The 12,108-nt window shown below is 73.2% G+C and carries 10 protein-coding genes; 4 read left to right on the forward strand and 6 right to left on the reverse strand.

Annotated features, from left to right (window positions below):
• Window positions 1-94 precede the first annotated feature (94 nt).
• The 6 genes from ACIBJE_RS28695 to ACIBJE_RS28720 all read right to left on the reverse strand — a co-directional run bounded on the left by ACIBJE_RS28695 (window position 95) and on the right by ACIBJE_RS28720 (window position 8,020).
• A complete protein-coding gene (locus ACIBJE_RS28695; RefSeq protein WP_396753398.1) occupies window positions 95-1,399 on the reverse strand; it encodes an ABC transporter substrate-binding protein in 1,305 nt (434 codons plus the stop codon).
• The gene (locus ACIBJE_RS28700; protein WP_396753399.1) at window positions 1,396-2,526 is read right to left on the reverse strand and encodes a hypothetical protein; all 1,131 of its coding nucleotides are present in this window, start codon (window positions 2,524-2,526) and stop codon (window positions 1,396-1,398) included. The genes ACIBJE_RS28695 and ACIBJE_RS28700 overlap by 4 nt, the downstream gene beginning before the upstream one ends.
• Window positions 2,523-3,497, reverse strand: coding sequence for a zinc ribbon domain-containing protein (locus ACIBJE_RS28705; protein WP_396753400.1), 975 nt, complete (start codon window positions 3,495-3,497; stop codon window positions 2,523-2,525). The genes ACIBJE_RS28700 and ACIBJE_RS28705 overlap by 4 nt, the downstream gene beginning before the upstream one ends.
• 18 nt (window positions 3,498-3,515) lie before the next feature.
• Window positions 3,516-5,729: a tetratricopeptide repeat protein gene (locus ACIBJE_RS28710; protein ID WP_396753401.1), complete on the reverse strand. Its 2,214-nt coding sequence runs from the start codon at window positions 5,727-5,729 to the stop codon at window positions 3,516-3,518.
• 210 nt (window positions 5,730-5,939) lie between these two features.
• Window positions 5,940-6,938, reverse strand: a complete 999-nt coding sequence (locus tag ACIBJE_RS28715; protein WP_396753402.1) for a hypothetical protein — start codon at window positions 6,936-6,938, stop codon at window positions 5,940-5,942.
• Window positions 6,902-8,020: a transporter substrate-binding domain-containing protein gene (locus ACIBJE_RS28720; RefSeq protein ID WP_396753403.1), complete on the reverse strand. Its 1,119-nt coding sequence runs from the start codon at window positions 8,018-8,020 to the stop codon at window positions 6,902-6,904. The genes ACIBJE_RS28715 and ACIBJE_RS28720 overlap by 37 nt, the downstream gene beginning before the upstream one ends.
• A 493-nt stretch (window positions 8,021-8,513) precedes the next feature.
• On the opposite strand from ACIBJE_RS28720, the gene ACIBJE_RS28725 reads away from it, so the two are divergent.
• The 4 genes from ACIBJE_RS28725 (at window position 8,514) to ACIBJE_RS28740 (ending at window position 11,945) form a co-directional block, all read left to right on the forward strand.
• A complete protein-coding gene (locus ACIBJE_RS28725; RefSeq protein ID WP_396753404.1) occupies window positions 8,514-8,906 on the forward strand; it encodes a cupin domain-containing protein in 393 nt (130 codons plus the stop codon).
• A gap of 69 nt (window positions 8,907-8,975) precedes the next feature.
• Complete coding sequence (locus ACIBJE_RS28730) at window positions 8,976-10,754, forward strand: glycoside hydrolase family 15 protein (RefSeq protein ID WP_396753405.1); 1,779 nt, start codon at window positions 8,976-8,978, stop codon at window positions 10,752-10,754.
• Window positions 10,755-10,768: 14 nt separating this feature from the next.
• On the forward strand, window positions 10,769-11,344 hold the full coding sequence (locus ACIBJE_RS28735) for a pectate lyase (RefSeq protein ID WP_396753436.1): 576 nt from the start codon (window positions 10,769-10,771) through the stop codon (window positions 11,342-11,344).
• A 175-nt stretch (window positions 11,345-11,519) separates the two neighbouring features.
• Entirely contained in the window at window positions 11,520-11,945 is a 426-nt protein-coding gene (locus ACIBJE_RS28740) for a hypothetical protein (RefSeq protein WP_396753406.1), read from the forward strand.
• The last annotated feature ends 163 nt before the right edge of the window (window positions 11,946-12,108 follow it).

The raw sequence follows: 12,108 nt of genomic DNA on the forward strand, positions 1-12,108 counted from the left end.
GATCGATCGTTCAGCCGGTGGCGTCGCCGTTCGTCCGCACCGGACGGTGTCACCGCACGGTCACCTGGAGCGGTCCCGCATCGCGGCACCGTGCCTAGCGGGTCAGGCAGGGCAGGTCCAGCCATTCCTCGTCCGGGATCCGGCTCCGCACGGTGTCGAGTTCGCGGAGCAGGGCCGCCAGGTCCCGGGGATCGTCGAGGTGGTGCAGAACGGCCCGGTGGAACGCCGCGGTCATCGCCGCCGGCATCAGGTCCGACGCGTCCCGGCAGAGGGTGTCGCGGGTCAGGGTCTCGGCGATCCGGCGTGACACGGCGTCCGGATAGCTCGCCGGGTCGGTGCCCCGGTTCAGGGTGAAGGACAGCCCGCCGCTGGCCTCCCGCCAGACCTGCCGGGCCCGTTCCCCGGTAAGGAAACGGATCAACTCGCGGGCCTCCGGCGTGTCCTCGAACATTCCCACCACGTCCTCGGCGATCTCGGTGGTCGTGGCGGCGTCCCCGCGCGCCGCGAAGGGCGGGAACGGGAAGAAGTCGAACCGGCCCGGCGCCTCCCGCCGGTAGTCGCGGACGATGTAGGAACCGTTGTGGTCCAGGTGGCACTCCGGCCGCTCGGCGAACATCCCGAGCCCGGCGACGTTGAAGCCGGTCAGCAGGGCGTTCGGGGTGCTCCGGCCGGCCCGGGTCACCTCGCCCCAGGCCTGCCAGACCTCGCGCATCTGCGGTGAGTCCCACGGCAGGTCGCCGGCCGTCCACGCCTGGTACGTCGTCGCCCCCCACCGGTGCAGGAAGAGATCCTCGATCCAGTCGGTGCCCGGCCAGCCGGACAGCGGCGGCGCGCCCATGCCCAGACACCAGGGCGTACGCCGGTCGGCGCTGAACTCCACCAGTTCCTCCCAGGTGGCCGGGGGACGCCGGGCCAGGGCGGGCTGCCGGTCGGTCGCGTACCAGACGAGGCTCTTGGGCACCACGTTGACGGAGAGCCCGTAGACCCGCCCGCCCAGGGTGACCAGCTGCGGCTCCAGGTCCGCCGGACGGTCCGCGCCGAGCACGTCGTCCAACGGGTGGAGCTTGCGGCTGTGCACGTACGTCTGGAGGTCGTTGAGCCGGGGCAGCACCGCCACGTCGGGCGGGGAGCCACGGTCGACCCCGGAGCGGAGCACCTGGCTGACGTCGCGGGTGCCCCGGTAGTCCACCGTGATGCCGGTCCTCCGCTCGAACTCGTCCAGCACCGCGACGAAGGCGGCCGCCTCGGTGTCCGGGGGCTCCGTTCCGTCGTCCCCCGGTGCCTCCGACCAGGAGGCGATGACGGTGACCCGCCCGGTCGGGGTGGGGTCCGCGCAGGCGGCGACGCCGCCTGCGGCGAGCAGGACCGGGAGCAGCAGCAGTCCGATGTGGCGTCTCATCGCTCGTGGTACCGGTATTCCTCCAGGCGCGGCTGGAAGCCGAGCAGTACGGCCATCGCGGCACAGAGCGCCGCGACGGGTAGGACGAACTCGCCGCCGTAGCTGGTGGCCGCCCGGGTGGCCCGGTCGGTGGCGACGTCGCCGTTCGTCCGCGCGTCGCCGGCCGGGCCGGCGGTGGTCGCCCCGGACGAGGGCGCGTCGCCGCCGGTCCCCGCCGGGGCCCCGCTCCCCTCGGCGTCGACCAGGTCGATGGTGCGCGGGCATCCGTCCCGCCCCCCGCAGGCCGCCTCGAGCCGGTCGGTGAGGCGGTCGGTGTCCTCGGCCGCCAACCGGGCCAACTGCTCCCTCCGGTCCCCCTCGACCGCGCTGACCGACTCGCGGGCCGCGGCGAGCTGCCCGGCGGACCAGAGGCTCGACGAGGTGGCGACCCCCATCAGCAGCACGAAGAAGGTGGCCAGCAGCAGGGGGGCGTTCACCCGGCGGCGGAATCGTCGGCGCAGGAACCGCTGTGCCCGCACCAGCAGCCCGACGAGGACGAGCACCGGCACCAGCCAGAGCGCAGCCGCGACCGGGCTGGCCCACAGGCGGCCGACCTGCTCGTCCAACGCCGCCGCCTGCGCCTGGCGGAGCCGGTCCAGCCGGAGCAGGAGTTCCTCCAAAAGACTGGCGGCGTCCCAGAGCGCGGCGGTGCCGAGGGCGCTGTCCCGGTCCTGCCGGAAGTACACGTCCGCCCGGGCGATCAGACCGGTGTAGGTGACCAGCAGCGCCTCGACCACCTGGATGTCCCCGCTGCCCGTCTCGCCGGCCGCGTTCCGTTCGGCGACCTCGGCGAGGTGCTGTCCGGCCGCGGCGATCCGGTTCTGGTACTCCTCGCCGGGACCGCCGAGCAGTCGGGTGCCGTCGGAGAAACCGGCCAGGGCCGCGCCGTGCGCCGCCCGGAGGGCGACCTGAGTGTCGTAGACGGCCAGGACGGACGGCACGGACTGCGTGGCGACCGCGTCGGCGGCCCGGTGCACACCGAGGAAGACCGAGAGGCATCCGGCCAGCGCGACCGCCGTCGCGACGAGCAGGGTCCGCCGGTGCCGGCGCAGGCTGCGCCGCGTGGTGCTGGTCAGGGTGCCGCTCACGTCGACACCGGTCCCGGGACGTCGAGCTCCGCCCCGCACCGTTCGCAGTACCGGGCGCCCGGGGGCGACTCCCGGCCGCACCGACAGGTCCGGCCGTCGCCGTCGGTCACCGACGGCGGGCCGTCGTGCCGGGGGTACGACGAGCTGATTGCCACGTTCGCCTGGTCCCGCCGGTGCCGGCCGTCCCGGATCCGCACCTGCCCCGTCGCCGGGCCCTCGATGCCGACCAGCAACCCCAGTTCCTCGAGCCGGCGGGTGTCACCGGCCACGGCGGCCAGCCGGACCGCCCGCCCGAGGAGACCGTCGGCGGCCGAGGGGTCGTCGCTGTCGGCGTGATGGTCGCTGTCGGAGCGCAGGCGGTCGGCGGCCAGCCGGCCCGGCTCCTCCTGACCTGTGTAGTGCGCGACCCGGGCGTCGACCTGGCTGGAGAGGATCAGGTCCTCCGTCCAGTGCACCAGGGCGGCCACCGGTGGTGTCCGGGCGGCGCCGTCCACGACCAGGTCGATCCGGGCGGCCAGCAGGTCCTCGCCCCGGGGCCGGTCCGTGCCGTCCACCGCGAAGCAGAGGTGGTACTCCCGGCGCTCCGCGCTCCACGAGTCGGTCGGGTGGTCCACCGTCCGGTCGTCGACCGGTACGCCGGCCAGGTCCCGCACCGTCGGGTAGACCTGCCGGCAGAACAGCACCCGGGTCGGGGCGACGGTCCGGATCCGGATCCGGACCTGCGGCACCGGCGGCAGGTCGACCGCGACGGCCCTCCCGGCGCTGGCCGTCCGGGTCCGCGAGCGGGCCGTCGACTCCGAGCCGTCGCCGACGGTGGCCCCGGCGAGTCGCGGCCGGTCGGGCCGGGCGGCCGGCCGCCCGGCCCCGGCGTGCGCCGTGACGGTGAGGATCCCGTGCAGCTCGCGGTCGGCGGGGGAGAGGTGGCGGTCGTGGTCGAGGTGCAGGTCGAAGCCGAGGGGGGTGGTCGGCACCGGATCACTCCTCACACGTCACAGCAGGGTCAGGGGACGGACCGTGTTCGCCCGGTCGAGGAGCACGCCGTGGTCGTTGCGGTTGCGGGCCTGTTGCCGCGCGAGGCCGCGGAAGGACCGGGCGAGCCGGCGTCGCAGTGCGTTCTCGGAGGGCGGGTCACCGAACGTACCGTCGTCGTCCAGCCCGTCCGGTCCGGTGGTCAGGATTCGTTCCAGCGCCGCCTCGAGGACGGTCGTGGTCAGCCGGTCACGGGCCTCGCCGTGCGGGCTGCCCCCGTCGAGCCGCAGCTCGGCGAGGCGTCGGACCGCCTCGTTCAGCGCCGCCGCGTCGGGCGGCCCGTCGCCGAGCCGGGTGGTGAGCGCCCGGACGGCGGCGATCCGGGCGGTGTCGTGGTGCCGGGAGAACCGGGGGACGCCGTCGAGGGCCGCCACCGCCCCGGCCCGGTTCCGCCCGGCCAGCCGGAGCCGGGCCAGGCCGAACGCGGCGCTCGCGGTCAGCCGGTCCCGCCGCCACACCGCCTCGTAGTAGCGGGCCGCCCGGACGGTGTCGCCGGTGTGCTCCGCACAGTAGGCGAGGGCCAACTTCGGCGCGACCTCGCCGGGGAGCTCCCCGTACACCTCGTCGAAGAGGTCACCGGCCCGGAGAACGTCGTCCTGGGTGAGCGCGAGCAGCGCGTGGTGCCAGGTCACCCGCCAGTCGGCCGCCACGTCGTCGCCGAGCAGCTTCTCGGCGTCGGTGAGCGCGTCCCAGGCGCGGGGCGGGTCGCCCAGCTCCAACCGGGCCCGGCACCGGGCCAGTTCGATCTCGACGGAGGGTTCGACGAAGTCGGCGAGACCGTCCAGCAGGCTCTCCGGGTCGAGCGTCCCGACGGTGGTGAGGAACTCGGCGGCGGGGTCGCCGGGCGCGGGGCGGGGCACCGGCAGTCCGGTGGCCACGGCGGCCGGAGCGGGCCGGCCGTGCGCGCGTACCGTGCCGCCCTGCGGCGTGGTCCAGTGCTCCAGCGGCGGCACCGCGCCGAGACCCGCGTCGAGGAGCGCGGGGGTGGGCGCGAAGACCGTGGAGGAGGCGGGCTGCTCGTGCACCGACCGGGCCGGCAGCAACTCGTGCAGCACCCCCTTGAGCTGCTCCGACATGTCGGTGGCGGACGCGAAGCGGCGTTCCGGCCGGTGGTGCCGCGCCCGCCGGACCAGCCGGAGGAACGACTCCACCCCGACGTCGACGTCCCCGAGCGCCACCTCCGGCCCGGGGACGAGACCACGGCTGAGCTCCGCCAGCAGCACCCCGACCGCGTACAGGTCGGAGCGGACCGTGGCGCCGTGTCTCTCCAGTTCCCGGTCGCTCACCCGGTACAGCGGGGTCCCCACCAGCGGGGTGGACCGGTCGTCGACCCGGCGCACCCCGCCCAGGTCGATCAGCTTGATCCGGTCGGCGGTGCGGATCACGTTCCCGGGGTGCAGGTCGGTGTAGAGCAGCCCCCGACGGTGCAGGTAGTCCAGCGCGGTCAGGATCTCGTGGGCGTACGCGAGGATGTGTTCCAGCGGCAGCGAGACGTCCGGCCGGTCCGGATCGCGGGCGGCCAGGCAGAGTTCCGCCAGGGACATCCCGTTGAGGTACTCCATGACGATGTAGCTGGTCTGCCCCTCGAAGAGCCGGTCCGGGGCGGTGACGAAGTTGAAGATCCGGACGATGGTGGGATGGTCGAGCGTGGTCAGGTAGCGCCGCTCGGAGACCTCCACCGCCAGGGCGTGCCGGTTGGTCTTGTTGATCAGCCGCTTGAGGGCCACCGGGTTGTCGTCCAGGTGGGTGTCCTTGGCGAGGTACACCTGGCCGAGGCCGCCCCGGGCCAGGTAGCCGACGACCTCGTACTGGTCGGCGACCCGGTCGCCGTGCCGCAGGTCGGGCACGAAGGCGAAGGGGGTCTGGCACCGGCCGCAGTAGCCGTGGTCCAGGCGGTCCGTCCCGCCGCGCCCGACCGGGCCGCCGCAGTGGGCGCAGAACCGCTGGTGTTCGGGGACCGCCGGGTCGCGCAGGACCCCCTGGTCGGCCGGGAACACCAGCACGGGGAGGGAGACCAGGTCGGCCACTCTCCAGGTCGGCCCGGTGGGCGGCGGTGTCGGCTCGGCCCCGGGTCGCGAGGGCCGGTCGGCACGGCGGGGAGCCATCCCACACCGGTCGCAGAACCCGGTCTCGTCGACCGTGCCGGTGCAGTCCGGGGTACGGGCGCAGCGCATCAGACGGGTCCTCCTTCCGTCCCGCTGCCCAGGATCCGACCGTCGTCACGTCGGATCCGGACTGTCCATGGTTCATGACCATGGGGTTTTCTCACACCGTCACCCTAGGCGGGGGCCGGATCGGCGGCCATCACGATTGCGGGGGAGGCGACCTGTCGGACGGCCCCGTGGCTCCTGCGGGCGTATGGCGAAGCCCCCGGCGGCGTCCGGTCAGGATCCGGGGCCCAGCCGCCCGGAGCAGCGCTGATCTGGCGCGACGACCGGGCGGCGGGGCATCATCCAGTCCAGGGCGGTCTCCTCGACCGGCCAGCCGTGCACGGTGACCACGCTGAACGGGACGCGGGCGGCCTCGGAGCAGAGGGTCTGCGTCCGGACCCGGCCGTTGGGCAGGAACCGGACGACACCGCCCCGGTCGAGCACGACCGTCGACGTGTCGGTCACCGTGATCATGTGTCCGAGCACGACACCGGTCGCCCGGCCGGTCTCCGTCGGCGCGACCTCGACCGCGGTGGTGGGCAGGACGGGCACCCGCAGGAACACCGCCCCCATCACCAGCGGGAGCGCCGCGGCGACGGTGTACGTCAGTCCGTGGGTCAGGGCCGGTGCGGCCCGTCGGGGGAGCGGGCCGGTGAGCACGGCGGCGGCAGCCGGCGGCACGGCCAGCAGCGCGACGGTGCTCCACTCGCCCGCCCGGACCGCCGCCCAGACGGCCGGGCCCAGCACGGCGTACGCCACCACGGCCGCCGCCACCGGCAGCGCCACGCCGACCAGCATGATCCGCAGCGGCCGGTCGGGGTGGAGGTACCGGGTACGCAGGGCGAGCAGCCAGAGGGCGAGCATCAGCAGGGCCGGGAGGAACCGCAGCTGCCAGGTGAGCGCGGCCAGCGCCACCGCAGCGGTGAGCACCCAACCGGGGGTGCGGGCGGTGCCGGAGGCGAGCAGCGAGCGCTCCGGGTCGAACCGCTCCGGCGCGCTCAGCCGCAGCAACCGGCCGAGCACCCCGACCACCAGCACGGCCAGCGGCACGGCCCAGACCAGCGCGATGAGCAGGGCACTGAGCAGCCCGAGGGGACTGACGTACTGCACCAGCAGCAGCATCGTCGGCATGTCCTGCCGGCTGAGTTGCCACAGCCGCAGCACCAGCAGCAGGACCGGGAACGTCGGGAGGAGCGTCAGCAGCCACTGCTGCGCCTGCCGCGCCCCGGCCATCCGGCGCGGGCGGCCGAGCGTACCGGGGTCGCCGGTGGTCCGGGGCGACCCGGCAGCGGTAGCGCGAACCTCTCCCACGGCCACTGCCGCACCTCCACCTTCCTCGGGTCGGGCTGCTGCTCCTCCGCCACTGGCTGCGGCTGGTTGAGCGGCTGCTGCCAGCGGAGGTGGTCGTCGTACGCCTCCTCCCAGACCTTGTTCTCGCCGTCCCTCGCGGAGGCGTGCAGCGCGAGGTCGACCAGGTCACGCAGGGCGGTGTTGGGGCCGGTGTTGACGCCCCACCGCTCCTGCGGGGACGACCCGATGTCCCAGTGCCGCAGGGGTTTGACGTTCTTCAGGGCGGTGGGGAAGGCGTCCGGGTCCCGGCTGGCGGTCACGAAGCCGGCCAGGATCGCCGCGTCGGTGGTGACCGCGTCGGTACGTCCGTCGTGCAGCTCCTGGACGCACTCGCTGATCTTGTTCCGTCCGTACGCCTCGGCGCCCACGTCGCGCAGCCGGGCCTGCGAGGTCGAGGTGGTCAGCGTGCACACCCGCCGTCCGCGCAGGTCCTCCAGGCTGCTCACCGGGCCGGGCTCGTCCGCCCGGGTGATCACCGACTGCTCGGTGTGCAGGTACGGGGCGGAGAAGGTGGCCCCCTCGCGGGTCCGTTCGTCGGTGACGCTGTACGAGGCGATCACCATGTCGACGGTGACGAACCGGTCGTTGTGGGGGGCCTGCCGCCGGGCCCGGTCCTCGCTCTCGATCGGTAACAGCACGACCTTGCTGCGGTCGAAGTCCAGGTAACTGGCGATCATGTAGGCGATGTCGATGTCGAAGCCCCGCCAGCCGCCCCCGGGCAGTTGCAACGCGATGCCGGGCTGGTCGTCCTTGACCCCGATGAGCAGCTCCCGTTTGCCCTTCATGCCGGCCCGCTCCATCAGCTCGTCGCGGGTCGGGGGACCGACGTTGAGCACGACGGGGACCAGGGCCACCGCCAGCACGGTCAGCACGACCGTCAACGCCACGAGCCGGAGTTGCCGCGACCGTGGGGTGCTCGCCGGGGCGGTCGTCGTCTCCGTGCTCGGCTCAGTCTCCTGATTCAAGCTCGTCCCTCCCGCTGCCGCACCGGTGACCGGCCCTCCATTGTGGGGTCTACCGGTGGGGTGCGGGGAAGCCCGCGCCGTGGTCGAACAGGCAAGTATCCGACGTTCGGCGAAACGGCCGACCGGGGATCGGCGGTCTCGCGGTGTGGACGGACCGGTCCGATGTGGTATCGCCGGAGCGGCGGACGCGCGGCCGGGGGTCCGGGCCGGGCGGGCGAGGGTGGTCGTCCACGGGCGGTGCCGGCGCCGGACACGAGCGCACGGCGCCGTTTCGATCACGGTGGATCGTCACGTCGCCGCGCTCTGGCCGTCTCCCACCGTCGCAGCCTGCGGCGGTACGCCAGCGGGGACCTGGCTCGACCGGCCTTGTCCGTGCGCGCCGGTCAGTCTGCATCATGCCCATCGCGGGCAGCCGCAAACCCGGCCGCTGTGGAAAAGTCCACCATTCGGTGGTCGCGGCGTGACCGGGGCCGGTACCGGGTATGAGCGCGACATGGAGCACTACACGATCGCGACCGTCGCCGAACGGAGCCCGGACTTCCGTCGGGTGCTGTGGACCGGACAGCAGACCCAGTTGGTGATCATGACGATCCCGCCGGGTGGGGAGATCGGCGAGGAGGTCCACGAGGGCATCGACCAGATCCTGACCTTCGTCAGCGGCACCGGTGAGGCCCGGGTCGCGGGCGAGACGAAGACGGTCAACCAGGGCGACCTGGTGGTCGTTCCGGCCGGCACGAAGCACAACTTCGTCAACATCGGCCCCAATCCGCTGGTCCTGTACACCGTTTACGGCCCGCCCGAGCACGCCGACCAGGTCGTGCACCGGACCAAGGAGGAGGCCGACGAGATGGAGGCCGCCGGCAAGGACGAGCCACCGACATCCTGAAGCTGACCGGGCCGGCGGGTTCCCGTCGCCCCCGCGTCTGAACGCGGCGGTTCGGGGTACGCCGGGCGGGTGGACCGGCCGGCGATCTCCGACTACGGGTTCCTCTCCGACTGCCGTTCCGGCGCACTGGTCGGCCGGGACGGCTCGGTCGACTGGTGGTGCCCCGACCGGTTCGACTCGCCCGCCGTGTTCGGGCGGCTCCTCGACGACGCGGCGGGGCGGTGGCGGCTGGCTCCGGTCGGCGCCGGCCGGGTGGATCGGGCGTACCTGCCCGACACGCTGGTGCTGCGGACCGTCCACCACACGCCCGAGGGGAGCGTCGCGGTCACCGACGCGCTCGCCGCCGAGCCCGGCGCGCGGGCGCACGAGCTGGGACTGAACTCCCCGGCGGTGCTGCTCCGGGTGGTCGAGGGACTCAGCGGCCGGGTGCCGATGGAGCTGGAACTCACCCCCCGACCCGAGTACGGGCTGCTCACGCCGTACCTGCGCCGGCTGCCGGACGGTGCGGTACGGGCCGAGGCCGGCCCGGTCGCCCTGGTGCTGCGCGGCGGCGTGCCGCTGTGCGCGGAGCGGGACCGGGTCCGGGCGGACTTCACGGTCGCCGCCGGCGACCGGATCGGCTTCGACCTGGCGTACGCCCCGGTGTACGGCGGGACACCCGCGCGCCTCGACCCGGTCGACGCGCTCGCCGACACGGTCCTCGCCTGGCAGGCCTTCCGGGAGACGCACCGCTACCAGGGCCGTCACACCGCCCTGGTCCGGCACAGCGCGACGGTGCTCCAGGGGCTGACGTACACCCGCAGCGGTGCGGTCGCCGCCGCCCTGACCACCTCCCTGCCGGAGCGGCTCGGGGGCGACCGCAACTACGACTACCGCTACTCCTGGCTGCGGGACTTCGCGATGACCCTGCACGCGCTCTGGGTGGCGGCCTGCCCGGACGAGGCGTCCCGCCTCTTCGCCTGGGCGTCCCGGTCGATCGGTCAGCTCCGCGACGCCCCGGTGCCGGTGCTCTTCGGCCTGGAGGGGGAACGGGGACTCGCCGAGCACGACGTCACGCACCTGCGCGGGTACGCCGACAGCCGGCCGGTGCGGCTGGGCAACGACGCCTGGCGGCAGCGCCAGCTGGACGTGCCCGGTGAGATGGTCTCGGCGGTGTGGCGGCTGCACGAGTACCTCGGTGAGCAGCTCGACGACGAGCTGCGGGAGATGGTCGTCGGTCTGACCGAGCAGGTGGCCGCGACCTGGCGGCTGCCGGACCGGGGGATGTGGGAGACCCGGGAGGAGGAGCGGCACCACCTCTCCTCCAAGGTGCTCTGCTGGGTGGCCATGCGGCTCGCGGTGGAGCTGGCCCCCCGGCTCGGCGACCGGGCCGACCCGGTGCGCTGGCGGGCGGTGCGCGACGAGATCCGCGCGACCGTGCTGGATCGTGGCTGGAACGAGCGGGCCGGCGCGTACACCGGGGCGTTCGACTCCCCCGAACTGGACGCCTCCGCGCTCTACCTGCCGGTGGTGGGGTTCCTGCCCGCCACCGACCCCCGGATGCGGGCCACCATCGCGGCGGTCGAGCGGGACCTGGCCACTCCGGACGGGCTGGTCCGGCGCTGGTCGACCGACCCGGGCGGGTTCCTGCTCTGCTCGTTCTGGCTGGTGCAGTGCCTCGTCATGGCCGGTGAACGGGACCGGGCCGAGGCGCTCTTCGCCCGGGTGGCGGGGCACGCCAACGACCTCGGGCTGCTCGCCGAACAGGTCGACCCGGTCACCGGTGGGATGCTCGGCAACTTCCCGCAGGCGCTGTCCCACATCGGACTGGTCAACGCGGCCTGGGAGCTGACCGCACCGAGCGACTGAAGCGGTACTACGGCATCGGCGACGGTGGGCAGGGCGAGAGCCAGGACCCGATGTTCGTGCTCGCCGCCGGGGCGACCCTGCGCAACGTCCTCATCGGCGCCCCCGCCGGTGACGGCGTGCACTGCGAGGGCAACTGCACCCTGATCAACGTCTGGTGGGAGGACGTCGGCGAGGACGCCGCCACCTTCCGGGGTGGCACCACGTACACCGTCGACGGCGGCGGCGCGCGCTCCGCGTCGGACAAGGTGTTCCAGCACAACGGCTCGGGCACCGTCCACATCAGGAACTTCCGGGTGGAGTCCTCCGGCAAGCTCTACCGGGCGTGCGGCAACTGCTCCACGTCGTACCAGCGGCACGTGGTGATGGACAACGACACCGCCGCCTCCACCAAGGCGCTGGCCGGCATCAACACCAACTGGGGCGACACCGCCCGGTTCAGCCGGATCACCATCCTCGACGACCCCGACCGGAAGACCTCGATCTGCCAGAAGTACAAGGGCGTGCCGAAGGGTAGCGAGCCGACGCTGATCGGCGAGGGCGCGGACGGCGTCAACTGCTTCTACTCCCCGTCCGACATCACCTACCGGTAGACCGCACCACCCCGTGGGCCGCGCGAGGTGCTGCTCGGGTGGTTGCGGGTGTGGGTGTGGGCTCGAGGTGTTCGCCGCGGACGCGCTCACCTCTCTCCGCGTGACGCCATGTCTGAGAATGTCCTCATCGGATCGGAATCGGGTCATCCCGGTCCATCACCGGGAGGTTGGTTCAATGGTGTCGCCGGACACGACGTGGGTGAAGTGGTTAGTGATCGTGGCGGCACTGGTGCAGAGCGTGGCGGCAGTGATCCAGGTGTCACAGGGACGTCGGCGATCCGATGGCCGCCAAGAAGCCGCGAAGCCATCCACCCTCGTCGACAATGTGATGCGCTGGAGCGTACTCTCCGTCGTCCTCGGGTTCATGGCGCCCTACGTCGCACAGATCGACGTAATGGCTTTGGACGACGAAGCCGAGATCCTTCACACCCTTTTTCTTGGCGCCGCCCTGATTGCCCCCTTCATCACGATCGTGTTGGCACTCATGGAGGTGTTCGAGAGCGACGAGACACCGATCCAGGTGGTCGTCCACCTCCTCGAAGCCGTTGCGGCGGCCGCGATACTGATCATGGTGATCACCGTGATCCCCTGGGGGCCGTAGAAGCTGTCGTACCTCCTGCGGTCAACGAGGTGGACCTCCCCGGGCCGGGTCGTCGCCGTCTGTTGCGGTGTGACGGTTCACGTTCGTTCAGCGCACTGCGGGACTGGCTGTTGTCCCCGTAGCAGGCATCGGCTGCCAGCAGCGGTGGACGCACTGGTCCGAC

Source organism: Micromonospora sp. NPDC050187, assembly GCF_044459745.1.
In the GTDB taxonomy this organism is placed as follows: domain Bacteria; phylum Actinomycetota; class Actinomycetes; order Mycobacteriales; family Micromonosporaceae; genus Micromonospora.

What these genes read in the sequence shown, in the direction of transcription:
- ACIBJE_RS28710 (WP_396753401.1), bottom strand. Translation starts at nt 5,729, where the DNA reads ATGCGCTGCGCCCGTACCCCGGACTGCACCGGCACGGTCGACGAGACC.
- ACIBJE_RS28715 (WP_396753402.1), bottom strand. Translation starts at nt 6,938, where the DNA reads ATGGCCGGGGCGCGGCAGGCGCAGCAGTGGCTGCTGACGCTCCTCCCG.
- ACIBJE_RS28740 (WP_396753406.1), top strand. Translation starts at nt 11,520, where the DNA reads ATGGTGTCGCCGGACACGACGTGGGTGAAGTGGTTAGTGATCGTGGCG.
- ACIBJE_RS28725 (WP_396753404.1), top strand. Translation starts at nt 8,514, where the DNA reads ATGGAGCACTACACGATCGCGACCGTCGCCGAACGGAGCCCGGACTTC.
- ACIBJE_RS28695 (WP_396753398.1), bottom strand. Translation starts at nt 1,399, where the DNA reads ATGAGACGCCACATCGGACTGCTGCTGCTCCCGGTCCTGCTCGCCGCA.